The following is a 23,770-nucleotide window of genomic DNA, read 5'->3' as shown; positions in this document are numbered from 1 at the left end:
TGTGTTCGAAGCCGGATTGGTTTTTATCCACCCTCTATTACGATCATAAACACCTGGAGCAACATAGATAATCTTAGCGTCTGCTTGTTGTAGTGCTTTTGAAAAAGATTTAAAAGCTGTTGTTTGTGTTAACCCATCATTTGTATCAATTCCTACGTTAACATCAACATAGTAAGCTTTACCAACAGCAGGTACGAATTTTTCAATATCAAAAACCACATTATACCTACCGAATATATCTTTCTTTATCATTATCGGTGGGTTTTTCCAAGGGAATTTAGCTGGAGGCGGAATAACACCGGGTCTTTCATCTGTTTTCTTTGATTGTTCAGTAACATTATTGGACAAAATCCCAATTTGGTCTTTATTTTTGTTTACTTCTACTAATGCTGCGTCAGCTTTCGCTCCTGCTGCAATGATTCCATCGATATCTTTTCCTTCAAGTTTTTCTCCAGCTTCAATTGCTTTTTGAATCGCTGGAAACTCGTCCGAAGATTCAACTGCCTCGTCTGACATAATGGATTCTGCTACTGAAAATACAAATTTTGTAGTTTCAACTACTGTATCAGGGAAAGTAATCCTTATCTGTGCAACAACATTACCAACAGTAGTAATTGACTGTGTATTAAGAACAACATAATACTTACCTTTAGTTGGATTAACATTACTACAATCTTGGAATACACGTTTTCCATCTGGTTTTAAAAAAGCAATTTGCACTTTAGTTGCCGTTGAAAGATCTTGTTCTGCGCCCTCATGTGTAATGTTTAATAAAAACTTCGCACTGTTTATATCTCCTTGATAGAAATAATAAGTTTTTAAATCCACTTCATTTTGCGAAAAGTTTCTAGGAATCATTGTGTCTACTGTTAGCTCTCTTACTTTTTGTAGTCCAGCCAAATGGATCACTCCTTTTGTTCAAAATAAAAAAGCCTGCTTGTGCACGCTTTTGGTTAAATCGTTTATTGTTGTGATACTTGTACTGCTTGTTGCTGCAAGTTAGCTAAACAATCTGAGCATACATTTAACGTGCCTAACTTATGCAAATGAGCATTCTTTTTGCACACGTCACAAAATGTATCTGTTTTACGCAAATAAACCTGGTCATGATCTGAGAAAATCTCAATAACATCACCAGGTTTCACGCCGATATCGGCTAATTTATCTAACGGTACTTTTACTGTACCGTCTTCAGAAATCGTTACTGTAACACCTAAATATTGATATGCCATAAATACCTCCTATATTGAAATGTTCATAAATGCCCATCCTTGTGAACCTATGTGAAGATAAGCACCCCATCCTTTACTTCCGTTCATGTATTTGATAGTTCCTAAAGAGTCCGGACCTCCACCAGCAATATTTACTCCTTGTGTACTTATTTGAGTATTGAACGACACTGCCCCACCAGTATTGAATGTTATCTGTTTAAACGAACGAAAATCAATTCCATTTTGCCCTTCGATTGTTGTCTTGTTATCTCCGAATAGAAGGGTATTCCCATCTGAATTAAGGTTAAGTTTACTTGGATAATACGGTTCGCCGAGAGCTGTTTCCCCTTTTACCACCCCTATACTTCCGGTATAATAACTTCCAATGTTTAGTTGTGCGATTACTAATGTCCCATCAGAAAATCTACTAGTATCAACATTCTCATGAAGCAAAATTGTAGGTTGTATTCTACCGTCTTTATTCCAGTAGTAACCAAGGAACATTCGATTTAAATTCGATTCCATTAGGCGGATAAATTGTTTTTCGATATGAACGTAGTTAGATCCACTATCAGTGCGCAGTGTAGAACCCTTAATTTCTCCTGCTAAAATCCGCTCTGCAACAATACCTCTGCCTGTAATTGCATTCCTAAACGTTGTGCCTCCATCAGTGCTTACGCCTAATCCGGCACTGTTCAAGACTACAACATAATTCGGATTGTTCTTATCCTTCGCGATTAATCCTTGTGGCGTGATATCTAATTCACTAGTTACTCCTAAAATCATACTTGTAACATTTGCAACTTCTTGTGCCATCGCATTGATAGGAAGTTTTTCTCTTCCCTCTATCAAATCATTAATTGTTTTAGCAGCATGATCTAAATTAGACTGATACCTTTTGGTAATGTCTTGATTCCCAAAGGTCAATTGAACATCCAGTATATTCCCGCGCCAATCACGTAATACGCTTCGATTCACAACACGTACTTCTGCATCCAGTCCAATTCTTTCATCAATTAGAAATACCCGATCACCAAGTCCACTCTGAGCAATCGGGTATTTCTGTTTCGTTAAATCATGTATATCGGCAGTTACGCTCATTTTTAAACTTTCATTCACAATCTTTTTTAAACTGTTTTCCATTGTTGCATTTAATTTTATACGACCGTCTTTTAAAGGTGGCGCGTGACGCACTCCGATTCCAGGAATACTTGCAAGCGGTGATGTATACTCACGAATCAATTTAGCACCTTGCCATCCATCCTCTTCAGTGAAATCGCCATAACCTTTAGCGTATGTCCAAAATCCTGACGCATCAACTTCTTGAACTATATTGGAAGCATTCAATCTATGACGGTACATAACGTTTAAGTCAGATCCAATTTGAGGTTCAATCGTTACAACCTTCCCCAGAATCCTGAACTCTGCTCCATAACGATTCAATGCATCTTTAAACATTTCAAGTCGGGTAGACCCACCACCAAATCCTTCCCATTGTAATGAGTTGTAACTTCCATTCAATTGATAAACATAGCCGCTGCCACTAAAAATAGTTGCAAAGCAAGCATTCGCAGTAAAGGATTGATTATATTCTTCATATACGCGACCATTGTCGAAGTCATCATAAAATTTCGGTACTGCTTTAATCTCAGCGGTTAATGTTTTCCCTTCACCCTGTTTTTTCAGATAAACAACTTTATATTCTGTTTCATTATCATCGACTAGAGTCCACATTTCTGAGAGTTTATTAAGAAATAGTAAATTCACTTTATTGGGAGATATCTTTGCAGAAAATACACAATTCCCATTTAATTCTTCTTCGATGAGGTAAGTTACCTGTGTAATATACTCCTTATTCTCCAAATCACGTACATACATAATAAGTCACCTCACTTGTAGTAAAATCTAAAATCAAATTCTATCGTTGCTGAGGCGCAATTAAACACTTCAAAAGTATTCCAACCCGGAACTAACTCAATGAAATCTTTTTTGGTATTTCTTAAAAATTCTAATCCGTTTCTTCCAATATTCGGGCCGTTATAAATTACTATATCGGAACTAGAAAGGGCATAATTAATTGTAACAGTACTAAAATTCGTTAGATTTTTCACCATAAAACCTGTAGAACCACCTACAACATCACTAATAACTATCTTTAATTCTTGTTCAAAAGGATGAACTGGTATATTACCAGGATTGTAAATTTTAAATTTCTGACCTGGTACGATATTATGCTTATACTTGTGCGAAACAGGATCAACTATAATGCCCATTCCTGCCCCCCAAAGTCCACTCGACACATCTATACCATCACGTTGGATATCAGATGATTTTCCAATTGATTCAGCAAATGGTAAGTCTGCTGTTTCAAATTCCAATTCACCAAATCCATATTTGAGTTGCTGATCTATATCGAATGTAGAGGAGATATTTACTTTATATCGTTTGCCACTAACAATCAGATTATCTCCATTTTGATACTCTAATCGTCGTAATTCACGAATATAGAAAGGTTCTGTACTTAATATTATTTCAAATAGTTTATCTCGTGTTATCGCTACATCTAATAAATCCTGTGCTTTAAAACAAAAGGGTACGGTTATAGTCCGTACCCCATAAGTAGATCCTGTGTTAATTCTTCCGTTTGCTCCTTCTACATCTATATAGGTAGGACGCATTTCAATCGAGCCCACACGGAAGTCCTGCACCTGAACGTTTATGTCAGATAGTTTCATAGTTTGTCCATTCATTCTTGTGATTTGTACGTCCATTAAAAGTACCTCCTTACTGTGTTTTCGACTGCATTTCCTTCATTTACATGAGGTCGTACAATACGTCCTACTGTTTCACCTTCCATAACAACTTGTAGATTATCTAATTTGTCACCTAGATTTTTAACTGCAGCTGCCACTAATCTATTATCATTTTGACTTGCGACATTAGCTGATTGGGAGTTAATCATTGCTTGTTGCCCGAAATCTGATGAGGAATTAACACCAGATACATACGATGGAGCTTTATAACTTCCTGAAATAGAAGGAATCACAGGAGCTACTACACTACCAGGAAGAATATCACCCATTTGAATTGAATCGGTCAAACTAGAAAATCCATCTTTAACAGCAGATGCCATATCTAACGCAGTACGTACTAGCGGGTTTATCATGCTGTCCATCCCTTGATCTAAACCTTGTCCTACGTATACACCTATATCTCTCATCACACGTGAAGGAGAGTGGATACGGAAAAATCCAGTAATAGTATCTTTTATGGAACGACCAATATTAAACACCTGATCTATGAGTTTATTGGCATAACTGTAAATACCATTAATCATTCCGGAGATTATTTGCTGACCAATCGTGAAAAAGTAGCCTACAAAACGCTGGACTGTATTTACCGCTTGCCCTAGCACCCATCCAATAGCTGAAACTACATTGTTCATTTTGTTTTGTATTCCGCCTATAATAGCGTCCCAAATTCCAACAAAGAAATTTTTGAACATACCGCCCCAACTTTGTGCTAGACGGGTTATAGTTTCTAATTTTGAACCGAAGAATACATATAAATCTGCAAGGGCATCATTCCAAATTTTCTTTATATCTCCCCAAAACTTACCGAATAACCGACCTATGTCATTTCCAAATTTACCAAGCCACTTTAGGACTCTCCCAACACCCCATAATTGCAAGTAACCCCAAATCGCTTCTAGTGCTCCGAACCAAATTTCCTTAACCCCTTCCCACACTCCAGCCCAATCGCCAGTAAAAAGAGAAGAAAAAACTTTCACGATTCCGAGTATAACTTTTAGAATTCCTTGTATAAAATCACGTATTGCTTCTAGCGTTCCAATCACAATCTCTTTAATAATCGGCCACGCAAATTGGAAAACCGCGACTATAATCGGCATTACCGATTTTATTATTTCACTCGCTACAGACCAACAATCGGAAAATGCTTGTTTTATCTGACTTCCGTTTTCTAACCAAAACTGGGCTATTTGGGTTCCGATCGCAGTCATGAAGGACCAGATTTCGCTTAAAAATTCGCTTATTGCTTGCTTGATAGACGATACAGTATTAACAACCGTTGTAATTGTTGCCTGATTCATTCCTAACGATTTTAGTAATGCTGTTCCGTTTTCTTCATCACCTGCGAACAATGCAAAAATGCCTTGCATGAATACTGCAAAGCTTGAAAAAACTTGTTTAATTGTTTCAATTACCCCTCGAACTGTTTCACCAAATGATATGATCGCTCTAGTATTCTCTGGTGACATTCCTAGTGAAGTGAGCATACTAGCTGCACCATCACTATTTCCTTGTAAAACTTGCCAAAACGCTTTGAAAACGGTTATCACGTTATTAACTGCGTTCCTAAATGGTTCTATATTTTTATACGCATAAGTAAACCCTAAAGCTAAACCGGTTATCGCAGCTGCTAGTGCCCATGCTACAGGACTCGCCATGGCTAACACCATTACTGCCGGTTTAATAATCATCCATAAAGCAGCAAACGCCGCTCTATACCCTTTTAATAATCCCATTCCTGCACCTAATGGCAGCAATAGGAGTGTTAAGGCTGGAACTAACATCATTGTCCCCTGGATGAATTTTGCTAAAGTAGGATGTGCTTCATTAAATGCGATGACCATTTTTGCCATTGTGTTAACAAAATTATAAATAGGTATCATTAAAGCAGAAAAAGCATCCCTCATTGGCTGTAACGCTTCAGTAAGTGACTCCATCATGTCTTTATATGCTTTTGCGTATTTAGGGTTCATTTCCATATTAGCTTTATGCAATTTTCCATAAAACATAACTGCTCCAGCACCAACGACTAAAAATGCTTGTCCCATTCCCATAACAGATTGGTTAATAATACGAATTTGATCATTTAACTGCTTCATATTCGCGGTAGGTCCAAGAAATTCTAAAGCTAACTGAGCAGCGCTACTTCTATTCGCTAATCGTTCCATTGCATTTGTTGCTGCTAAAGCTCCTCTTGAAACGTTATATAATGGATTACCCATACGTTGTAAGTTACCTTGTAGTTTACTTGATGTTGTAGACATATTGTTTAACATACCAATGGTTTGTAAAATACTAGCTTGTTTCATTCTGTCTAGTTTCATAATTTCATCATTTGCGGCTTTTTCTGCCTTACCAATCCTATTAACTTGAGCAATTAAATCCTGGGCGCTACCAGAGTATGTTGCCATGCTCATAGCAGCATCTAAATAAGCGAGTTTAGTTCGTTTTAACTCTTCAATATGAGGCTTCATAGCTTCTCTTTGTTCATATTTCATTTGCCTTAATCGACGACTATATTCACTGTTAGCATTCCCCATATTTTCAATGCTACGTCTATATTCTCTAGAGCTTCTACTGGTTGATGTAACGAAATCGTTCATTTCACGACGCATCTGTTGAATCTCGCGACGCATTTGATCAGTTTCAGCCCTAAACTGAACAACTAATTCTTCTTGTGTGGCCAAATCTCTCCCTCCTTTCTAATTGAAGTTGAGAGTTTGTAAGAATTGCATATGTTCTTGCGCTTTTTGCATTTTTTCTTCTATCGTTAAATCTTGATTGTTTTCTCCATTCAACTTATTTCGGTCGAATAGATCAGATGGTTTTAATTTCTTTTTAGGGTCATGATGATAGGCTACACGCATCATAAGTGCAAACACGCTATTTGTTTGCAACTCATCAAGGTGTTGCTCATTCCGACCTATCATCATATTTTCGAATTCACGAGGGGTAAGCTCCATAACCTCGCTAGGTAATAATTTCAAATATCTAAACCCATCTTGTTGAACTTTATCTAAGTCCTCGCGAGTAAATTCTCTTATTCTTCGACCTTCCCGAACATTTCCTCTACCATTTCCATCATCTCTGGGTTCTCCGCTGCTTCTGGATTCTTGGCTAGATACTGCTTCTTCATTTGTTTTCTCAACTTTTTTGTTGTCTTTTGGTAGAAAGTACTTTCTGCTACCACCTCATTTAAAAGTTCTTCAATGAATTCTTGAGAGATTTTTCCCTCTTCAAATTGTTTTTCGATGTTCTCCATGACTTTATCGCGAGTAAATCCTTCTTTTGTATGCATTAATCCAAAGTAGATAGCATCGACAAACAACTCTAGATCTCCTTGCATACAAGCCATTACAACTTCGTTTGAACCACCCTCATATTTTTTATTTAATTCATAGATGTTTCCAAAAGTAAGCTTTAATTCGTATTCCTTTTTATCGATTTCAAAACGCATTTATATCAATCTCCTTTTAATTGGATGTTATTTTCAAATTTAAAAAGGACGGTAAAAACCGCCCTTTACTGACCTGCACCTTTAGGAATTTCTGTGAGTGTTTCTGTTCTTACAGATCCGGATAACTTTACTTCCACTGAATAAGAAACAAATTCACCGTTAGATGAAGAACGTTCAAAAGAAGTAATCATATAGTTACCAGCTTCTGCTTCTTTCGTTCTCATATTAATTTCATAAATCTCCATATATTCACCATTTCTAATGGCAGCCTTAACAGCAGGATAATACGGGTCGCCTTCCGCTAACGTACAAGAGAACGAACGAGTTTCTTTTCTTTTTCCATAATCGGAATATGATCTATCTTTTGACTCTGCTTCAATTTCATCAGCTTCAATATTATGAGAGTCTTCAGTTTGGTCAAATGGTCTAACTAATATTGTCTGATTAGTTTGATCCTTGATTTTAGCCGCGATAATAAACTCATCACCACGGTACATTTTGTTCTTAACTGTTCCAGGTGTTTCAGCCATATATTTCACACTCCTTAATTTACATAGGCTTGTTGGTATTCAAAAATCATCGTTAATTGTGCGGAACCAACTCCACTTGGAGCGGTTGTTACTCTTCGACAATAAATCGTATCAATCGATTCACTACCATCTTCATTTCGCAGATGTACTTTGTAACCGTTACTTCTGATTTTATTAGCAACCTTTTCTGCTGCTTGCATTGCCTTATCTGTCGTTGTATTAAAAAACCTTACTACCATTGTGTATAGTAAGGTGTAATGATCTTTTGAAGTTTTATCATCATTTATAGATAAAATCGGATAATATACCGATGGAATAACTAGTTCTTCTGGAACTTGATCATGATAAGCAAATGTATTAGTAGGTAAACTGTCGTATACAAAAGCTTTCATGGAACCATGTATTTGCTCATACATAATTATCTCGCTCCATTCTGTACCCATTGCTTAAATTGGCGGTCAAATGAACGTTGGAACATACGCTCATATATCGCTACTGCATTATCCCAATAGGGGCGACCTTCTATAAATTTAGCAGTTAGCATCATTCCAGTAGGCGCATGCGGATCATACTCGAAATTATGACCCTCCCATCTTCCTGGGACGAATCTCCTTACCTGCTGCCATCCATCATTTTGTAATTTTGCATAGCTTAAGTTGCTACCAATCTCTAATGTTAATCCACCATCAGAGGAACGCCATACGTTTCCGTCTCCGCCTTTATCAAACGAATTTAACAGTCGTCTTGTATCTACAACCGCTAATGAAATGATTTGATTTTGTACCTCTTCTAGAAATTGAAACCCACTAGCTTCTAGCCATAAAGCTACATTCTGATCTAATCCATTTGCCATACGGTTCAACTTAGCACTGAACTCACGAAATCCTCTAGTCGTTATTTGGCTAGCCATGGTTCACTCTTCCTCTCCGCAGTGGCTTTTATATGTGAAACCTCACCAGTAAGTGGATGTACTACCGGAAAGGGATTGCGTATATAGTAAACGACATTCGTATTCTTCTTGATTACCTTGTCGTTATGTTTTATATCTGTACCAGGCATAAATAATACTCGTGTATGCTGTTCATTTAATTGATTTGGTGCAGATTGAATTGCAGTTGGTCTAGCAATCGCTACATTCTCAGCAAAATAACAACTTTGTCCTGCTATATCAGGAGTTTCATTGTAAGAATATACAGTCTCTCCTGGTTGTCCATATTTACCTGGTTGCTCTTTCTTCTGCAAATGGTAAATATCACATTCGTGAATAAACATCCCTTGCAAAGACATTAAATTGCCCTCATTTTGAACGTGACTTTATTCTTTCCTTTATGATCCATAAATTTCTGCAGAAGATACAAAACGGAAGGTTTCGTTATACTTGCACTATCCTTTGTATAGGAATAGTCGCCACCACCAATACTTTCAGACTTAATCCCCTTCATAGCGTTTGTATCACTGTTTATTGAAGCATAATACTGTGCTAACTTCTTACACGATAACTTCACTTCTGCTGGAACCTCAGGATATTTCGTCTTATCACTAAAATCTATTTTCGATAAATTATAAATCTCTGTTTCTGCCTCAAGTATGTCCTGCTCCAATAGAGGAACAGGACGATTCTTTACTTCAGGCAATACAGTGTAATCTATTAATTCTTGAGCAGTAATAAGTGGCATACTTATCACTCCTCTCCTTTAGATTTGCTACCTTCTTTTCGAACTTCAAATTGTTCATTACCATTTAGATAGTCATAGGTTTTCTTTGGAACTTTTTCTTCTTGGCCTAATAAAAAAAGACGTTCATGGACGTCATATGTTTTACCAACTATTAATTTAACGTAGTAATTCAAAAGTCATCACTCCTTAACTTTGATAACTTTCGCTACTGCATCTTCCTCTTCAAATTTAGCATCCACTTTAGCAGTTAAAACAATGATGAACTTACGAGCGCGGATATCTTTATCAACTTCAATTCGGATATTTCGGCTCATACCAACTACGATGTTTTTAGGATGAGTTAATAGAATATCAGATACAGTATTTGTTTCATTAGTGTATGGTTGTAACATCGCAATACCATCTACAGGAACACCATACGCTGAAGCTAAACCACCTTGAAGTGAGAAGTCACCAAGGTTTGTTTGTCGTGCTGCAACTTGGTCTTTCCATTCAACTTCTAATCCATGTGAAGTATAGAACTTCCAATCTTTAGGATTGCGAAGGTATTTCGCAGGAACAGCTTTATAAGCTTTCTTAAATACATCTTTAGAGAATGCACCAGCTGCATGATCAATTACATGTGAAGTCGCTTGTTTACGTAAACCATCTAGTAATGTTAAATACGTATCAGCAGAAGATTTGTCACCATTAATAATTAATTCTTCAATATCTAACGCCGCGCGCTCTGCAATCATCTGCATAATCGTATTTTGCAAGTTATTACCTTCAATATTATTTTCTAACGTGTCATAAGTAATATGCACTTCAGCGATTACTTCTTTTGCATTTAATGTAACTGTGCTAGTTGTTGGAGCAGAACGATCAGAATCTTTTAATGGTGTTCCTTCTACGCCTGGACGTAGAATACGAGAACCAAAACCGATTTTTTCAATTTTACGTGTGTCTGAAGCCATTTGAACAAATCGAGAGTCTTTTAAAATTGTAGGGGCGCTTTGCACCATACGTAAAAATGTATCAGCTTGCTCAGGGTTCATTAAACCACCACTAGCTAATGTGGCAAGAGTAACATCCGCTTTTTCAATGATTGTTTTGTTATTAAGTGTCATATATATTTTCCTCCTTCAGGCTTACAGTAAGCCATTCCATACAGATTTTTTAACTTCTGCTTTCTCAACAACATCAGTATCTTGCTGATTACTAATACCCTGAGATTTCTTTAACGCTTCAATTTCTTCACGTAGTGGAGCAGTAGCAGCTTCTACAGCTTTCTCTACCTTGATATCCTCTTCTGTTTTTTCCTCATCAAGATTAAGGTGTTTCTTAACAGAAGCTAATTCTTCCTTGATTGGCCCTACAGCCTTTTCTACTGCTGAAGTTAATGTCTTTTCAAATTGTTCTTGGTTAAACTCCATATTGCTTTCCTCACTTCCTGCGCCTTCCGGTGACGGTGTGACGCGTGTTTTTAGATTTGTTAATGATTCAATAGCTGCATCTATATCAGCCATATTTGTATTACTAATTTTCTTACCTGCTTTTTCTACTTCTTCAGCAAGAGAGATAACAGGTTTGTTTTCCCATGCCTTTACAACTGCTTCTGTTCCCTTCAACTCATTGATAATTTCAACAAATTCAAGTGCAGCTGTTTCAATACGATCTAAGTCGATAGCATCAGCAGTAGGAGCATTCCAAAGAGATTGATAGAAAGTATCTTCTAATGCAGAGAAAGAGGCATTGACGTCACGACGGTGTTTATTCTGATTAAATTTATCTCTAACCTCACCTTTCACAACTTTTTCTCCACTAAAAAAGCCCTTCATCAATTGGAAGAAGGACTTCATTTGTTTCTCTTCAGTTTTCGTTACTTCTTCCTCAATTACTTCTGTTTCAGCAACTCCTGCAAGAGAATAACCTTGGAACTCACCTTTCTTAACAGATTCCCATGTTTCCTCATCTGCTTTCGTAGTAAGAATCCACGTACCTTTCTTTACAGGTTCGCCATTAAGCTCCATATCAGCAGGTGCAATATATGATTCAACAACTTCTCCAACTCCTGCTACAAAATCGTGATTCTTATCGATTTGGCGGTATTTGAGCATAAACTCATGCGCTGCCTTTTCGATTGTCTTAGCATCTGCGAAATCTCCGTGAGCATCAATTGTATCTGGCTCATATACAATTCCGTATACAAGACGTTCTGCTTCATCCTCAGACTTAATAACCTTCACAGGCTTCTCGAAGTTTGGTTGCTCCTCTGATTTCGTTAAAAAGAACTTGCGTTGATTTGCTCCATTTTCTACATAAGAGACGTGAGAAACTTGCAAGTTCTTCAGCTTACGTTTTTTCATTTATTCACCTCCTTTCAAATATGAATCAGCTTAATTTTAGAAGTTTTCATTTCTTACTCAACTCCTTCAAAGTTTCTTCCCTAATCTTCTGCTTCTCTTCTTTAGATAGGCCTAATATATTGTTATCTACTGCAGGAGACATAACGCATTTGCAACGCACTCTCTCTTTAGCAGACAAAGAGCTATCACGAGGAAACATACATTTCTCACCAGAACCAGGTAATTCAAACTCTTCCTCTACCGGCACCGTTGTACCGTCATACGCCACGTGATTATCACGAGGCTGGTTATTCTTCGCACCGCTATGACGCCACTTTTTACCTGTAACCGCAGGGGATTGGCGATATGATTCGAATTGAGAGGCAGAGCATGCAGCGAGTACTTCTGTCTGCGCTGTAGTCTTCGCTCTCTTCCGATCAAATTCCGGAAGTTTCGCAAGTTCTCTTGCTATTTCTTTTATGCCTTTCCCTTTCTCCAATCCATCATTTAAAATACGTTCTACTGCTTTATGAGAATTAATCTTCATAATCTTACCTAATTCATCTGACCAACTATCAATCCACTTTGTAGTACGTTTTGAGAAGATATTAAACTGAATATCCGGGTCAATTGCATCCATGAAAGCTTTTGTCATGTCCTTCATCGTGTAATTAAGAAACTTCCTCGCTGCTTTGCTTAAACTTTTTGCAAATGTATCTGCTCCGAATAGGCTACCAGTAACAAAGTTAATAATATCCTTTATCTTGATACCCTTTTCTACAGCATCCTTTTTCGTATAGTTCTTAATTCCATCTATAAAGTATTTCTTCTGTTTTCGAAGCAGTTTAGCAATTTCCTTTTCGAAATCCTCAACATAACCAGGTAACATGTCCAATACTTCTAGATCATCAGGTAATGAAGCGGTGAAATCGTCAGTATCAGCCTTTTCAATCCACTCATTTAATGAGTCCAGTAACTTATCAATCTTCTGCATCTTGCATCGACTCCAGTAAGTCACGTAAGTCTTTCATTACATTGACTAAGTCCTCGTTTGAATTATTATCAGCTGATTTTTGTAACTTCTCATTTAACCCTTTCTCCCAGCCACTTACCTTACGATGTCTTTCTAAAACTAAAGCGACTGGTTGATCTGCTTCTGGGATATCATAATCCGAGAATTCTTTATTCAACATATTACTAGCGATGTTACGTATATCTTGGAATGTTAAGCCGCCCTTATCAGCCAGTACCTCAATGGTTTTAACCATATCTTCCGTATTACTAATTTCTGACTTACGTAGGTTCACATATACATGTTTTAATCCGTATGGAAGCAACAGGACATTGTTAATAATGAATTCTAAAGCACTTCGCTCCGGTTCAAATACCTGCTCCTCCGTAATCTCACGTACAGATTCAGCAGTCGCTCTGTTAAAATCACGAATATACCCAACATACACGTCAGGTAATCGGAATGCCGATTGTACTTTTTGACGTGACTTCTCATCATACTCAAGGAACAGAGCATCATTTTGCAGAATGTCTGCTAGTGATTTTAATTCAATGTCTACATTAGGTGGTGTATCGCCTACAACACCTTCTTCAGCACTTTCTACTTGTAACAAAAGATATTTATGTTGATTATCCTCACCTTCAACATTCGAGACATAATCAGTTATCGCTGCTTCACTTTCTTCTGATAAAATCCCGTTCTTCAATAGAATAGCCATGGGAATATGTCTGCCCTGCTTGAAATAACGAAGATTTAACTCTTCCGCTTTCCTAGCACCGACCATATGAACAACATGTGATACCCATCGCGGAATGCCATAAGGACCATTACCAATCTTTAGATGCATTACTTCAGTAGCGTTTTTCTCTCCTAAAGACTTTTCGGAAAACTTCCCAGTCTCTTTATTTAAGAAACGCGGATCGCCAAACTCCTTGAAGTAAGTATCTACTGCTCCTACCCGTTGTACATAGCGACGGAATCTTTTCTTTCGTTTGATTTCTTTTCCGTTAACTAAATACGTTACTTCTTGAGGTTCGTCGTCTTTACGTGTTACTCGCATGTACTGTGGCAACATATTTATTAGTTCAGCAGGTTTTCCCTCTAAATTACGAATCACTTCAATATAGCCATTGCCAGTCGTCTCTTTATCATCGATAGCAGTTTCAAGAATCTCTTTGAATGGCTTGTCGAAACTAAATAAAGGTATGATTTCTGTATCAACTAACGTCCACTCTGCCTTCATTTCAGGAGTTTCCTTGTCGTCCTCTTGCTTATACTTCATTTCATGACCAAATCCAGCTATATTTCGCTTGTATGCATCGATACATTGACCAAGAATCGTACTATTTTCTCTGATTTGCTGCAAGTCTTCTATTCTATAAGGCGGTTCGATAATATCATTAATAGCATACTTCTCATTCTCGCTCTCTTGTTGGCGAGACAATACTTGAGTATTTGTCCCTGCCGCCTTAATTACCTTCGCGCTAACTTGTCTTTTCTTCGTCATTAAGCTGCTTCACCTCTTTTCTTTTTCTTCTTTTTGCGTAATCCGTAAATGACTGTATTAACAAAGTATCTTGTTTCATCCATATGGTGATCATTCTCTTTCAACGGCTTATCTTCACCACGTTCTACTGATTTCTCATCCCATATATAAGAAGCGAACTCTTTAAATGTTTCGTTGCAGCAGTCGTTAAAATAAATAATGCCCGTGTTTAGCGCAACACCAACATTACCAATACCCTCTTTAACATTATTTCGGGCCTTATATACTTTTCGTTTATTTCTAACTAATAAAGCTATAAATGAAGCAGCGGACGGGTCAACTACAGTGCCACGGATTGGCAAATCTCCTACGAATTTTTCAAAATCCTCGTAGTATTCCTGGTCTGTTTTCTGCTTTTCTGTTTCTCTACCGCTATAACGGTACTCTTTCACCTTGTACCATACTTCTTTACCTTTTTCGATACATTTACCCCACAAACCATATACCATAGCGTTCTGCGTACCGTAGTCACAGGAAACAAAATATTCAACGTATTCCCTTTCGATTGTAGGAACTTTGTGTTTATCCTCATCGAACATATCGAATATAAGACCGGAAGCAGCTGCCCAAAGTCCTAATATATATCGCTTGAAGAAAACGCCGCTATACATCTTGTAATAACGATGTTTTACTTTTTCAGACAACGATAAATTATCATCCATCGTAAAGCGAATGTGTAGTAAGTTCTTTTCTTTCGCCTTATCTAGCCATTCCGTTTTAAACCAATGATACGGCCCACCAGGGTTACAGTTAAACCAAACTTTTGAACCTTCTACAGAACAACGACCAGTCGCTTGGTTAACGAATGAACGAACCATAAGCACTACTTCATCAAAGAAGCATCCCGCTAAAGTGATACCTTGGATAAGATCCTGCGACGCTTCATCTTTACCACCGAAGATATAAAAGAAGTTTGTCACGCCATCTTTAGTAATGGTAAGCATATTCTCACTGCGATGGTCCTTAACCTTATACCCACGAGACTTCAGCATCTTTTTAAGTGGCGTTATAACGTTACGACGGTGCGAACCAATCGTTTTACCACACATGCCAAAGTTCTCGCCTTCGAATGATTCCATTGCCCACATAACGTAAGAAAGAGCCATTGATACTGTCTTCCCGGCACGAATGGAACCATCGCAAATAATCCCATCATAATTTTTAACGGGACTGTTAGGTTTCCACCAGGTTAATACCTTCAGCTGCTTCTTGGAGAATGGCTTAAACTTGAATGGAGCAGGTTTCTTTTTACGCTTCGGAATCGTCGTCATGGTCATCCCACACTTCCTCTACCTTGCCTTCTAACGCTTCTTTGAAACCATCGTCTTCATACTCATCGCCGTCTTCACCTTTAATACGAGCAGTGTCAGCTTTAATCTTATCGATTTGAGCTTTCTGTACTTTCATCTGCATTTTGTGGCGTTCCTCTTCAATTTGGCGTTTAAAGTTATCAGGAACTAAATCGAAGTACTGCGCCAATTTATCCAGGGCTTTCATCTTGTCAGCTAGTTTAACAGATACACCATCTTTTCCAAGCTTCACCTCAGTAATTATGGAACCATCAACCATGTCAGCTTCATGTAAGTCTACATAATTCACGATGCGGGTTATTTCTTTCCCGGATTCATCTTTCATAGGACCATATAGACCCATAACAGGCACTTCCTTCTGCCCAAAGGTCACATAGTTAGTAATATCAGCAAAAGCAATCTTAATGTACTCTTTCAGTACATCCATCGCTTCTACAAATACATTTTCGACTAACTCACCCTTAAGCTCTTTTATATAGGAAGAAACTCGTTCACGCCTTAACAACCGACTAGCCTGCACATGAGCGCCGTCTTTGGAATACCCAGCCTTCAGTGCAGCTTGCGTACCATTAAAGTATTTCACGTAATACAAGCAAAAGAGCCGTTCCTTTTCGGTCAGCTCTTCATCTTCTAAAATCTCTTTTAGCTTTTCTTTCGTTTTGGGGTTTTTAACATTAGTAACGCTCCTTTTCGCAATAGTAACGTTACCATTCATTTGCTCATCCCATTTATCTTGTGATTTCCACTTTCTAATTTGCGAAGGCTTGAGGTTTAACTCAGCTGCAATATCAATAAGTAGCTTCTCACCTTTACTTGCTTTATATATTTCAAATGCTTTGTCACGATCTGGGCTACGTTGCCTAGCCATATTCACCACCTCGCGGTAATCCCTAATTTAGTCTTGAAATTCTATAAAACTCGTATTATTATATTTTTGTGTTTTTCTCAGTTCCCAAACGGAGAATACATCATCACTTGTGAAAAGGACCCAAACTCCAGCGGGTTCTTTTTATTTACTTGAACTGATTTTCGGATTATTGTATTATATTTTCGGGTCTTGCTCCATAAATCATTATCAGGAGAATCTGCAGGTTTGCAGGTTCTCTTTGTCAAATAAAAACATCCATTATATGAACGCTTCATGTTATTATGATAAAGCTGTATTAATTCAGATTGATATGTAGGTGAAACTAATGGAGAATAAACAACCTGAACAAAAGTACGATCTAAGCAAGATATACACATACACAGAACATCCTGATAAAATCAGCGGTCGCTGTGATAATTGCGGAAATACCGCATTCAAAAGTTCCGTTAAAAATTTCATCTATTTAAGAGAGTGCCGTAAATGCGGCATGAAGAAAAGTATCTAGCCCCGTTTAGGGCTTTTTTCTTTATAAACTAAAAAAGCAGCGGATTCGCTACTTTAACTGTGAAATTATCTCATTTAACAAAATCTGCTCCTCTTCTGAATAGTACTTCAAATCTCCTCGTTGTCTATATACATCTTCTGTTTCAAAATACAGCACATCAATTAGACGTTTTTCATCTTCCCAAACCTGCAAAGAACGATTGTCATTTGATTCTTTGAACTTTTCCAAAGCTTTTTCTCGATTCAAAGTTGCTAAAATGACGTCTTCCACATCAAATTCATGTTCCATAACTGTATAGATCAGCACCAAATCACCTCAAAAGAATCATATTTTAAAAAATCCATAACGAAAACTAATTTATGCAGGGAAATGAATAATATACACAGAATGACTGCCGATAACTTGCATTATGTAAATAAGATGGACGGGAAATACCTTGATATCAGTGTTTTTGTGATTCCCTATGAATAAGAGGTATTCATAATTTTATACATCGGCTTAAAAACGCCATTTTCAGCACCTAATCACTGTTATTTCCTGCATAAATTTCACTTTGTTAACTATCTATATTTTTGTTCACTTTTGTTACTTCATTAGCCTCTGAATGTATATAGCAATGTAGGATCCAATATAAGGAGGCTTTGTTATGAAACTTAAAAAGACAGAATTAGAAAACGGAACTAGGATTTCAGAATGGGAATTTGATATTGTCGGTTGCATCTGCGCTATCGTCAATTTAATCCAAGTCCTCCACCTAGCAGGAATCATTTGATTCTTGCTTTTCTCGTTCGTTGTGTTCGTTTGTTTTGTTAAATGGGCTAATCTATCAATTCTATAAAATCAATCAATCTAACTATTACATATTAATGATTAATCCATACACTATAGTAGATTACTAGAAAGGAGGCGTAACCATGGATAGTTGCGTTGTGTTTGTAAATGGACAACCTTTTTTAGTTCTCTCAGTTGCTGGTATTGAAATTGCTAGATTAGAGATTTCTCTTCAAGTAGCATTAGCTCTAAGAGTTCTCGGAATACCAATCTGTGATTAATTACCACATCCCAAAAAGAGGGCATTAGCTCTCTTTTTTATTTCCCCTTATCTTTCCTTAACAACAATCCATTTGTTCAACTTCACGTTTAATGTGTAATTTCTATATAACAAAGAAAAAAGCACCCGTTATGGATGCTTTTTAGTATACTCTTTTGACAATGTATATCCTTTTTCGATTGACTTGGTGTCTATAATCAGAATGCGTATGCACATTTGTATCTAATCTATCAAAAACTTTATATTTATCTTCACTGTCCATATCAAATGAACGATTCAGGTCACATATAACCATTACATTATCGCGAGCATTATCCATAAAGATAGCTATTTCTCTTTCTTTATAAACCTCTCCAACCTCAAGTTCTTTTCTAACCTCATTATCGTAGTATGACATTTCTCCATCTCTCCTTAATATTCTTTAGTCCCCCCTGGATTACATTTATAATAACACAGCAAAAATCCAACACTCAAATTGGCTGGTTTCATCTGAGGAAATAAAAAAGCCATCACCGAAGTGACAGCTTTCTTTTCAGGGGATGGAAGAGAGAAAACAAATGGCAAAGTTTCTCTTAGATCAAGGCTGAGTACTCTCAACCTTCTCCAAGCCACCGCATCAACTAGTATGGCTACACGCCCTGTGTTCGGTGACCTGGAGAAGACCAAGAATCTTCTCGTTTATACTCCGTAGAGCTGGCCAATACTTCAGCTACCGCCTTTGCAAGCCATATCGAATTATAAAGGATTTATATCAAGACGTGTACGTTTCTTCCGACGCCTTGTTTGAACTAACATATTTTCAAAGGGATGGAGAGGAGGCTCCACTATGTTAGTTCAAACAAAGAGCGGAAGCTCTCTGCACAACGAAAGATGTGAGTAATTCGTTGAAAGTGTAAAGCATGTCGTCCGTACCGGTGAAGTGAAGCCTATTTTAATATTTGTTTTCTTTCCACAAACGCGATGTTCATTTAATCATAAATAAACCACCCCATTCCATTTCCAGAAACAAATAACAGAGAGTAATAGACTTATATTCACTATCAACCCAGGGGACGCTTCTGGGCTGAATGGTAAATATAATAGAAACAGCATGACGAATGCGAGTTATCTCACACCCGCCACACTGGAATATGTCATTATAATTATTCATTGGTCTTTTCGTCTTAACGCGGGTTCTTACCGCCTTGCCCGCCCTACTATGCGGTATACGTTACCGTGACATTCTCGCATAAGAACGTTTCACTTATAGGTGTACTAATCCTCTTCGATATGCGGTTGTCAAAGGGCTTGTACATATAATTTATCGTTTTTCCCATTTGCAAAAACTCCCCAAAAAATATGCTATTTCTCTGCATTTTCTCTGCCATTTTCAAATGATTCCTAATGTAGTAGCGATCAGTTTAATTGCACTTTTCTTCTTCTCATAAAAATATGAGTTTTTCATCATCAATTCGTTTTGTACGAATGAATCTTTAATTGGTTTGTTATCTAAGAACTTCATAGTAATGATGTTTCTTTCGTCTTCATCCAGGATGTTGTGTAATGCTTTTTCAATTTGTTGTACCTTCATCCTACTTGTTACCCTTGAATCACGTAATTCAGGGAATAAACTGATTCCTTCTTGCTCCACTTCATTACTAAACCGCATCTTAAGCGCTCTATATTCTTTTAAAATGCTTACTACTTCCTTTTGTACCTTCTTATCATCGATAGCCGGTAATAATGTTAATTGTGTTTCCATGAAGGAATCCCCCTATTTCTGAATTTATCTTTTTACATTCACATCAGGTACGTGAAATTTTACTATCTCTTTGTTGAATAAGGGAAACATGCTTAGTAAAGTAGCCCCCACCAATCTACTCTGCATGGTTCCGTTATCCATTATGCTGGTACTCTTTTGCTTATGGCTGCTTTCTTCTTGTCCTCATCATGAATTCTCCAGCCATCATTAAAATGGTCTATTAACTCCTGATACTTAAATACATCGAATATCGTAACGTACTGATTATCTCCAAACCCTGGCTCTTTTCGGAACAATGTATACTCTCTTGTACCTTCGTATCTTTTAATGACACTCACCCCTTCATGATCTTGTCCATTCACCTAACTTCTTGTCCCATATCACAACGATTAACTCCTGTTTGTTTAGGTACTCCTATAACTTTTTACGTAACGGAAATCCTTCATTAATAGCCTTCTTACTTCCTTTCACATCCACAACCTCTACACGACCATCTGAGTATGTTACTTTAAAGTCTGGTGTAAACTTCATAGCTGTTTTTTTCGACTTCCCTGACTTGGTTATACTGCTCTTAATCTCAAAAGATGGTACTAAGGTGTAAGGTGGATGACACTCGATGTGAGCAACATCCTCCCGTCCCTTTAAGTACTTGTAATAGTTCATTTCCGACTGCGAATCAAAATCTATTCCCTCATAAGTTACTTTCTTTTGTTTAATCCGCGGCGCTTTCTTCTTCTTGGTTACAGCCTTTCTTCTAACCACCTAGTAACCTCACTTTCATTTAATATGGTTTACTTCCTACATAATCGTCAGCAACTTCCCATTGCTTGAACCATTCTCTTGCATGCTTTTGGAATACTTCACTGTGTTCTTCCGGGGTATTAACCGTCCATTTATTTGTTTCTACAGTGAATTTATCCATGTTATCTGGTAACGGGAATCTCCAAGTCATATCCCAAGGACTTTTCCAATACCTTTGTCCGATCTTCCAGTTATAAATCTCTCCATCTAGTAGCAATACGCTTGCATGTACATCATGAGGATATGTATCTACCCAATGTGCCATTATCTTAACCTCGCTTCCTATTCCATTTGTCCTTTACACTCTTCAAGAAAATCAATAACTTCCTGAACATGCTCCCTTGTTGTCATACTCTCTATCACATGTCCTTCATCGTTATAGACATTAACCTTACTTCCTGTGAACTCCATTCCGCACATTCCGTCTACGCCTAATAGCTTTACGTTACCTTCCATTCTTTTAACCTCACTTTCTATTCCTCAACGTAATACTGTCTCATCCAATAAACACAAATTACTATTGTCGCAATATCCCAAAGAGATCCTAAGTAATCATGCGATAAAAATTGATTAGCAACTTCTAATCCGTTTTCTACAGCAGTAAACGTAAATAGTATCGCTGCCCATTTATTCACTTGTCCGTTCGACATTACAATTACGATAGCTATTAAAAGCGTTGCACCACCTAATAATTCTGCTACACTCCACCAGTCTTGTTTTATTGTCGCTATTATTGCCAATCCGATATTAAGAGCAATTAATAATGAAAATAAATCTTTGTAAATCTTATTGTTTCTTAGCATATTTTTCTCACTTTCTATTAAAAGGATTATTTTGTTGAGTTTTGATCATTAATTCCCTTAATCGTGATACCTAAGATATCAAGCGCATCTTCTATTCCTACGTAATGTCCTATATGCCAAGATGTATCAACCTCTTCATTATCTTTTGATGTCTTAGCTATACCTTTGCTCCATTGATAACGATTTAATAACTTATCTTCTTGAATCTCATATCCAAACTCAATAGCAGATGCTAATTTAACAAGATTCCCTTCTCCTCTTAACCATTCATAAGTTGAATTGTTATTTATGTCGCACATTTCAAGCATCATGTATGCTGATCCTTCTCTCCCGTACTTCTCAGCCTTTTTTGATAGCTCTTCAGCAACTGCTCTAGGAATTATAATTTTCTTATCCATTTCTCTTCCTCCCTGAATAAAACTCAATATTCCGTCAATAATGTAGATACCATGATAATCTTTTCTCCTTGTTCCCCCTTGGAGATGAGCAGTTAGCTTTTGCTAGCTGCTCTTTTACTTATCCCATGTAATACCCTTGTTCTTTTACCTTTTCCCATTTATCAGTATCAAAGATTTGTTCTTCATTGCGTTTCCGACCATAGCAATTAGTAACCAATTTAACTTTTACAAATTCTTTATCATACTTTTTCGTCCATTCCTCAGCGTATGGTTCCTCGCTGATCACTTCTTCAATGTATTGCTCTAATAAATTCATATCCATTCCCCTTTCAACAAAATGAAATTTTTATACTAATCTCTTTGCTATCTCATGGATGACTGTCTCAGTCACTGAGTTTCCGGATTGTTTATAAAGCTGAGAATCTGAGTTTACTTCCTGTGCCTTATCAAAAGCCCAATCCGGAAAGCCCTGGAGTCTCCAACATTCTCTTGGTGTTAATTTTCTGATTCGATAATCAGTTAGCAACGTTGCCTGATTACATGCCGTATCTAATGTTTGTGCGATTTGCTTTCCGACTCTTCCCCTTCTCGTTTTTGAATTTGGGACCGAAAAATTAATGCTATCTCCTACTTCTGCCACTGCATATCCTTGCTTTGTAGCTTCCTTCACCAATACTTTCGGTTTCTTAATGCTGTTCACGTTCAAGAATATACGCTCCTGACCCCAATGCTGATCCGTATCTTGCTGTGAGTGTATTGGCGTAAATTTGTTGTCCGGGTACATTATTAATCTCTTTGTTGTTTCCTCCGATAGGAAATACTTCTCGTCCACATTTGTTTCGAGAATGTCCAATAATAAAGACTCTTTCTCTGTTTTGTGGGACTCCGAAGTCTTTAGAATTGAGCAATTGCCATTCTGCATCGTACCCTGCTTCGTCCAGGCTAATGAGAATTCTGGCAAAGTCCCATCCTCCATTAACTGAAAACAAGTTTTTAACGTTTTCAATGAAAAGGTATTTAGGTTTATCTTTTTCTTTTTGGCTTTTGAGGAGCTCAATCGTTTTATAAAATAATCCTGATCTTGCTCCGGACAATCCTTTTTGTGGTCCTGCGATTGATATATCGGTGCAAGGAAATCCAAAACACCAAACGTCAGCTGCTGGGATTTCTCCTGGGTTAACATCGTTAATGTCATTTACTGTCCACTCTCCTTCAGTGTTATGGATTGCCTCGTACGATTTTCTAGCGAATTTGTCCCACTCTACATAACCTATACATTTATGACCCGCTCGTTCCATTCCTAATCTAAATCCGCCAATCCCGGCGAATAAGTCTATAAAAGTAAGACTCATATCACCACCTCGCTTTCTATTCAAATGACACTTATTAATTCCACGCTTTGCACAAATGTTCGTTCTCTACATCTTTATGGTTTTCATTTTCTACACAAACGAGTTGATGCCCATCTTTTGACATAGAATGAGAACATGTTAAACAAGAATATTCAGGCTTACCGAACCATCTATTCACGTTTTCTTTATCTAATTGTTTTATCAATTTTGCTTTATCCAATTTCATCACCTCATTTTTATACAAAATTCAAATTTGGTCTTTATCAAAAACTTCAATATCATGTAAAACCTGCGTAAAGATTACGTTGATTCAGCCTATCTACCCAATAATCGTTATATAATGAACTTGCAAATACCCGATTTGCACAATAC

The 23,770-nt window shown here is 37.3% G+C and carries 35 protein-coding genes; 3 read left to right on the top strand and 32 right to left on the bottom strand.

All coding sequences use genetic code 11. From position 1 onward, the window contains the following. The 19 genes from ACTFR9_RS26925 to ACTFR9_RS26835 all read right to left on the bottom strand — a co-directional run. Window positions 1–909 (bottom strand): BppU family phage baseplate upper protein (locus ACTFR9_RS26925; RefSeq protein ID WP_440049075.1); only part of this gene is annotated, 909 nt, incomplete at its 3' end. A 53-nt stretch (window positions 910–962) separates the two neighbouring features. Further along, complete coding sequence (locus ACTFR9_RS26920) at window positions 963–1,232, bottom strand: transcriptional regulator (protein ID WP_438906785.1); 270 nt, start codon at window positions 1,230–1,232, stop codon at window positions 963–965. A gap of 9 nt (window positions 1,233–1,241) precedes the next feature. Continuing rightward, window positions 1,242–3,089 (bottom strand): phage tail protein, encoded by a 1,848-nt coding sequence (locus tag ACTFR9_RS26915; protein ID WP_440049074.1) that lies wholly within the window; start codon window positions 3,087–3,089, stop codon window positions 1,242–1,244. An 11-nt stretch (window positions 3,090–3,100) separates the two neighbouring features. Beyond that, entirely contained in the window at window positions 3,101–3,982 is an 882-nt protein-coding gene (locus tag ACTFR9_RS26910; protein WP_440049073.1) for a phage tail domain-containing protein, read from the bottom strand. Further along, complete coding sequence (locus ACTFR9_RS26905) at window positions 3,982–6,708, bottom strand: phage tail protein (protein WP_440049072.1); 2,727 nt, start codon at window positions 6,706–6,708, stop codon at window positions 3,982–3,984. Before ACTFR9_RS26905 ends, ACTFR9_RS26910 begins: the two co-directional genes overlap by 1 nt. 15 nt (window positions 6,709–6,723) lie before the next feature. Continuing rightward, complete coding sequence (locus tag ACTFR9_RS26900; RefSeq protein ID WP_000424144.1) at window positions 6,724–6,984, bottom strand: hypothetical protein; 261 nt, start codon at window positions 6,982–6,984, stop codon at window positions 6,724–6,726. A gap of 77 nt (window positions 6,985–7,061) precedes the next feature. After that, entirely contained in the window at window positions 7,062–7,478 is a 417-nt protein-coding gene (locus ACTFR9_RS26895; RefSeq protein ID WP_001210040.1) for a tail assembly chaperone, read from the bottom strand. A 65-nt stretch (window positions 7,479–7,543) separates the two neighbouring features. Beyond that, window positions 7,544–8,008 (bottom strand): phage major tail protein, TP901-1 family, encoded by a 465-nt coding sequence (locus ACTFR9_RS26890; RefSeq protein WP_000852367.1) that lies wholly within the window; start codon window positions 8,006–8,008, stop codon window positions 7,544–7,546. Between the two features lie 14 nt (window positions 8,009–8,022). Continuing rightward, entirely contained in the window at window positions 8,023–8,424 is a 402-nt protein-coding gene (locus ACTFR9_RS26885; protein ID WP_440049071.1) for a phage tail terminator family protein, read from the bottom strand. 2 nt (window positions 8,425–8,426) lie between these two features. After that, window positions 8,427–8,918: an HK97 gp10 family phage protein gene (locus ACTFR9_RS26880; protein ID WP_000168162.1), complete on the bottom strand. Its 492-nt coding sequence runs from the start codon at window positions 8,916–8,918 to the stop codon at window positions 8,427–8,429. Beyond that, window positions 8,903–9,295 (bottom strand): DUF3599 family protein, encoded by a 393-nt coding sequence (locus ACTFR9_RS26875; protein ID WP_229143663.1) that lies wholly within the window; start codon window positions 9,293–9,295, stop codon window positions 8,903–8,905. Before ACTFR9_RS26875 ends, ACTFR9_RS26880 begins: the two co-directional genes overlap by 16 nt. Then, a complete protein-coding gene (yqbG, locus tag ACTFR9_RS26870) occupies window positions 9,295–9,684 on the bottom strand; it encodes a protein YqbG (RefSeq protein WP_229143664.1) in 390 nt (129 codons plus the stop codon). Before yqbG ends, ACTFR9_RS26875 begins: the two co-directional genes overlap by 1 nt. A 5-nt stretch (window positions 9,685–9,689) precedes the next feature. Then, on the bottom strand, window positions 9,690–9,857 hold the full coding sequence (locus ACTFR9_RS26865) for a YqbF domain-containing protein (protein WP_080493267.1): 168 nt from the start codon (window positions 9,855–9,857) through the stop codon (window positions 9,690–9,692). Between the two features lie 6 nt (window positions 9,858–9,863). After that, window positions 9,864–10,793 (bottom strand): phage major capsid protein, encoded by a 930-nt coding sequence (locus tag ACTFR9_RS26860; protein WP_229143665.1) that lies wholly within the window; start codon window positions 10,791–10,793, stop codon window positions 9,864–9,866. 21 nt (window positions 10,794–10,814) lie between these two features. After that, window positions 10,815–12,032 carry an XkdF-like putative serine protease domain-containing protein gene (locus tag ACTFR9_RS26855; protein WP_229143666.1) on the bottom strand — a complete coding sequence of 406 codons (1,218 nt, stop codon included), beginning with the start codon at window positions 12,030–12,032 and terminating at the stop codon, window positions 10,815–10,817. 46 nt (window positions 12,033–12,078) lie between these two features. Beyond that, window positions 12,079–13,005: a phage minor head protein gene (locus ACTFR9_RS26850; protein ID WP_229143673.1), complete on the bottom strand. Its 927-nt coding sequence runs from the start codon at window positions 13,003–13,005 to the stop codon at window positions 12,079–12,081. Beyond that, entirely contained in the window at window positions 12,992–14,530 is a 1,539-nt protein-coding gene (locus tag ACTFR9_RS26845; protein ID WP_440049070.1) for a phage portal protein, read from the bottom strand. Before ACTFR9_RS26845 ends, ACTFR9_RS26850 begins: the two co-directional genes overlap by 14 nt. Further along, window positions 14,530–15,846 carry a PBSX family phage terminase large subunit gene (locus ACTFR9_RS26840; protein ID WP_429682645.1) on the bottom strand — a complete coding sequence of 439 codons (1,317 nt, stop codon included), beginning with the start codon at window positions 15,844–15,846 and terminating at the stop codon, window positions 14,530–14,532. The genes ACTFR9_RS26845 and ACTFR9_RS26840 overlap by 1 nt, the downstream gene beginning before the upstream one ends. Then, window positions 15,818–16,747 (bottom strand): terminase small subunit, encoded by a 930-nt coding sequence (locus ACTFR9_RS26835; RefSeq protein ID WP_440049069.1) that lies wholly within the window; start codon window positions 16,745–16,747, stop codon window positions 15,818–15,820. The genes ACTFR9_RS26840 and ACTFR9_RS26835 overlap by 29 nt, the downstream gene beginning before the upstream one ends. Before the next feature lie 325 nt (window positions 16,748–17,072). Here ACTFR9_RS26835 and ACTFR9_RS26830 point away from each other — a divergent pair, with 325 nt between their 5' ends. Further along, window positions 17,073–17,252 carry a hypothetical protein gene (locus ACTFR9_RS26830; protein ID WP_071742293.1) on the top strand — a complete coding sequence of 60 codons (180 nt, stop codon included), beginning with the start codon at window positions 17,073–17,075 and terminating at the stop codon, window positions 17,250–17,252. Window positions 17,253–17,300: 48 nt separating this feature from the next. On the opposite strand, the gene ACTFR9_RS26825 is transcribed toward ACTFR9_RS26830, so the two are convergent. Then, window positions 17,301–17,558: a hypothetical protein gene (locus ACTFR9_RS26825; RefSeq protein WP_440049068.1), complete on the bottom strand. Its 258-nt coding sequence runs from the start codon at window positions 17,556–17,558 to the stop codon at window positions 17,301–17,303. A gap of 340 nt (window positions 17,559–17,898) precedes the next feature. On the opposite strand from ACTFR9_RS26825, the gene ACTFR9_RS26820 reads away from it, so the two are divergent. Together ACTFR9_RS26820 and ACTFR9_RS26815 are read left to right on the top strand one after the other, a co-directional pair. Further along, complete coding sequence (locus ACTFR9_RS26820) at window positions 17,899–18,024, top strand: hypothetical protein (protein ID WP_440049067.1); 126 nt, start codon at window positions 17,899–17,901, stop codon at window positions 18,022–18,024. Between the two features lie 142 nt (window positions 18,025–18,166). Next, window positions 18,167–18,304 carry a DUF3956 domain-containing protein gene (locus ACTFR9_RS26815; protein ID WP_000376554.1) on the top strand — a complete coding sequence of 46 codons (138 nt, stop codon included), beginning with the start codon at window positions 18,167–18,169 and terminating at the stop codon, window positions 18,302–18,304. A gap of 141 nt (window positions 18,305–18,445) precedes the next feature. Here ACTFR9_RS26815 and ACTFR9_RS26810 read toward each other — a convergent pair whose 3' ends face one another. From ACTFR9_RS26810 to ACTFR9_RS26755, 12 genes are all read right to left on the bottom strand, one after another. Then, window positions 18,446–18,700: a hypothetical protein gene (locus ACTFR9_RS26810; protein ID WP_440049066.1), complete on the bottom strand. Its 255-nt coding sequence runs from the start codon at window positions 18,698–18,700 to the stop codon at window positions 18,446–18,448. Between the two features lie 972 nt (window positions 18,701–19,672). Next, on the bottom strand, window positions 19,673–20,044 hold the full coding sequence (locus tag ACTFR9_RS26805) for an ArpU family phage packaging/lysis transcriptional regulator (protein WP_440049065.1): 372 nt from the start codon (window positions 20,042–20,044) through the stop codon (window positions 19,673–19,675). Window positions 20,045–20,184: 140 nt separating this feature from the next. Beyond that, a complete protein-coding gene (locus tag ACTFR9_RS26800) occupies window positions 20,185–20,406 on the bottom strand; it encodes a hypothetical protein (protein WP_254847060.1) in 222 nt (73 codons plus the stop codon). A 52-nt stretch (window positions 20,407–20,458) separates the two neighbouring features. Then, the gene (locus ACTFR9_RS26795; RefSeq protein ID WP_440049064.1) at window positions 20,459–20,806 is read right to left on the bottom strand and encodes a DUF1064 domain-containing protein; all 348 of its coding nucleotides are present in this window, start codon (window positions 20,804–20,806) and stop codon (window positions 20,459–20,461) included. A gap of 19 nt (window positions 20,807–20,825) precedes the next feature. Then, on the bottom strand, window positions 20,826–21,110 hold the full coding sequence (locus ACTFR9_RS26790) for a hypothetical protein (protein WP_440049063.1): 285 nt from the start codon (window positions 21,108–21,110) through the stop codon (window positions 20,826–20,828). Between the two features lie 17 nt (window positions 21,111–21,127). Next, a complete protein-coding gene (locus tag ACTFR9_RS26785) occupies window positions 21,128–21,301 on the bottom strand; it encodes a hypothetical protein (protein WP_440049062.1) in 174 nt (57 codons plus the stop codon). Between the two features lie 17 nt (window positions 21,302–21,318). Then, window positions 21,319–21,648: a permease gene (locus tag ACTFR9_RS26780; RefSeq protein WP_440049061.1), complete on the bottom strand. Its 330-nt coding sequence runs from the start codon at window positions 21,646–21,648 to the stop codon at window positions 21,319–21,321. A 26-nt stretch (window positions 21,649–21,674) separates the two neighbouring features. Next, a complete protein-coding gene (locus ACTFR9_RS26775) occupies window positions 21,675–22,046 on the bottom strand; it encodes a hypothetical protein (protein WP_440049060.1) in 372 nt (123 codons plus the stop codon). 118 nt (window positions 22,047–22,164) lie between these two features. Continuing rightward, complete coding sequence (locus tag ACTFR9_RS26770; protein WP_440049059.1) at window positions 22,165–22,362, bottom strand: hypothetical protein; 198 nt, start codon at window positions 22,360–22,362, stop codon at window positions 22,165–22,167. A 30-nt stretch (window positions 22,363–22,392) separates the two neighbouring features. Then, a complete protein-coding gene (locus ACTFR9_RS26765) occupies window positions 22,393–22,752 on the bottom strand; it encodes a DNA cytosine methyltransferase (RefSeq protein WP_194793026.1) in 360 nt (119 codons plus the stop codon). Further along, window positions 22,733–23,398: a DNA cytosine methyltransferase gene (locus ACTFR9_RS26760; protein WP_194793025.1), complete on the bottom strand. Its 666-nt coding sequence runs from the start codon at window positions 23,396–23,398 to the stop codon at window positions 22,733–22,735. Before ACTFR9_RS26760 ends, ACTFR9_RS26765 begins: the two co-directional genes overlap by 20 nt. 34 nt (window positions 23,399–23,432) lie before the next feature. Further along, window positions 23,433–23,624, bottom strand: coding sequence for a hypothetical protein (locus tag ACTFR9_RS26755; protein ID WP_440049058.1), 192 nt, complete (start codon window positions 23,622–23,624; stop codon window positions 23,433–23,435). Window positions 23,625–23,770: the final 146 nt, after the last annotated feature.

Origin of the sequence: Bacillus cereus group sp. MYBK222-1, assembly GCF_051916425.1 — a bacterium.
Lineage (GTDB): Bacteria > Bacillota > Bacilli > Bacillales > Bacillaceae_G > Bacillus_A > Bacillus_A paranthracis.
The sequence above is the reverse complement of the archived record's forward strand: the minus strand, read 5'-3'. Positions and strand labels throughout refer to the sequence as shown.

Bases quoted from the DNA above. Each gene is read 5' to 3' on its own strand.
- ACTFR9_RS26885 (WP_440049071.1), bottom strand. From the start codon at position 8,424: ATGTATGAGCAAATACATGGTTCCATGAAAGCTTTTGTATACGACAGT.
- ACTFR9_RS26775 (WP_440049060.1), bottom strand. From the start codon at position 22,046: ATGGATAAGAAAATTATAATTCCTAGAGCAGTTGCTGAAGAGCTATCA.
- ACTFR9_RS26890 (WP_000852367.1), bottom strand. From the start codon at position 8,008: ATGGCTGAAACACCTGGAACAGTTAAGAACAAAATGTACCGTGGTGAT.
- ACTFR9_RS26835 (WP_440049069.1), bottom strand. From the start codon at position 16,747: ATGGCTAGGCAACGTAGCCCAGATCGTGACAAAGCATTTGAAATATAT.
- ACTFR9_RS26850 (WP_229143673.1), bottom strand. From the start codon at position 13,005: ATGCAGAAGATTGATAAGTTACTGGACTCATTAAATGAGTGGATTGAA.
- ACTFR9_RS26860 (WP_229143665.1), bottom strand. From the start codon at position 10,793: ATGACACTTAATAACAAAACAATCATTGAAAAAGCGGATGTTACTCTT.
- ACTFR9_RS26830 (WP_071742293.1), top strand. From the start codon at position 17,073: ATGGAGAATAAACAACCTGAACAAAAGTACGATCTAAGCAAGATATAC.
- ACTFR9_RS26900 (WP_000424144.1), bottom strand. From the start codon at position 6,984: ATGGAGCTTACCCCTCGTGAATTCGAAAATATGATGATAGGTCGGAAT.
- ACTFR9_RS26875 (WP_229143663.1), bottom strand. From the start codon at position 9,295: ATGTCTTTGCAAGGGATGTTTATTCACGAATGTGATATTTACCATTTG.
- ACTFR9_RS26920 (WP_438906785.1), bottom strand. From the start codon at position 1,232: ATGGCATATCAATATTTAGGTGTTACAGTAACGATTTCTGAAGACGGT.
- ACTFR9_RS26760 (WP_194793025.1), bottom strand. From the start codon at position 23,398: ATGAGTCTTACTTTTATAGACTTATTCGCCGGGATTGGCGGATTTAGA.
- ACTFR9_RS26915 (WP_440049074.1), bottom strand. From the start codon at position 3,089: ATGTATGTACGTGATTTGGAGAATAAGGAGTATATTACACAGGTAACT.
- ACTFR9_RS26810 (WP_440049066.1), bottom strand. From the start codon at position 18,700: ATGTCATACTACGATAATGAGGTTAGAAAAGAACTTGAGGTTGGAGAG.
- ACTFR9_RS26910 (WP_440049073.1), bottom strand. From the start codon at position 3,982: ATGGACGTACAAATCACAAGAATGAATGGACAAACTATGAAACTATCT.
- ACTFR9_RS26785 (WP_440049062.1), bottom strand. From the start codon at position 21,301: ATGGAAGGTAACGTAAAGCTATTAGGCGTAGACGGAATGTGCGGAATG.
- ACTFR9_RS26790 (WP_440049063.1), bottom strand. From the start codon at position 21,110: ATGGCACATTGGGTAGATACATATCCTCATGATGTACATGCAAGCGTA.
- ACTFR9_RS26805 (WP_440049065.1), bottom strand. From the start codon at position 20,044: ATGGAAACACAATTAACATTATTACCGGCTATCGATGATAAGAAGGTA.
- ACTFR9_RS26780 (WP_440049061.1), bottom strand. From the start codon at position 21,648: ATGCTAAGAAACAATAAGATTTACAAAGATTTATTTTCATTATTAATT.
- ACTFR9_RS26820 (WP_440049067.1), top strand. From the start codon at position 17,899: ATGAAACTTAAAAAGACAGAATTAGAAAACGGAACTAGGATTTCAGAA.
- ACTFR9_RS26880 (WP_000168162.1), bottom strand. From the start codon at position 8,918: ATGGCTAGCCAAATAACGACTAGAGGATTTCGTGAGTTCAGTGCTAAG.
- ACTFR9_RS26845 (WP_440049070.1), bottom strand. From the start codon at position 14,530: ATGACGAAGAAAAGACAAGTTAGCGCGAAGGTAATTAAGGCGGCAGGG.
- yqbG (WP_229143664.1), bottom strand. From the start codon at position 9,684: ATGCCACTTATTACTGCTCAAGAATTAATAGATTACACTGTATTGCCT.
- ACTFR9_RS26895 (WP_001210040.1), bottom strand. From the start codon at position 7,478: ATGCGTTTTGAAATCGATAAAAAGGAATACGAATTAAAGCTTACTTTT.
- ACTFR9_RS26840 (WP_429682645.1), bottom strand. From the start codon at position 15,846: ATGACCATGACGACGATTCCGAAGCGTAAAAAGAAACCTGCTCCATTC.
- ACTFR9_RS26815 (WP_000376554.1), top strand. From the start codon at position 18,167: ATGGATAGTTGCGTTGTGTTTGTAAATGGACAACCTTTTTTAGTTCTC.
- ACTFR9_RS26770 (WP_440049059.1), bottom strand. From the start codon at position 22,362: ATGAATTTATTAGAGCAATACATTGAAGAAGTGATCAGCGAGGAACCA.
- ACTFR9_RS26855 (WP_229143666.1), bottom strand. From the start codon at position 12,032: ATGAAAAAACGTAAGCTGAAGAACTTGCAAGTTTCTCACGTCTCTTAT.
- ACTFR9_RS26755 (WP_440049058.1), bottom strand. From the start codon at position 23,624: ATGAAATTGGATAAAGCAAAATTGATAAAACAATTAGATAAAGAAAAC.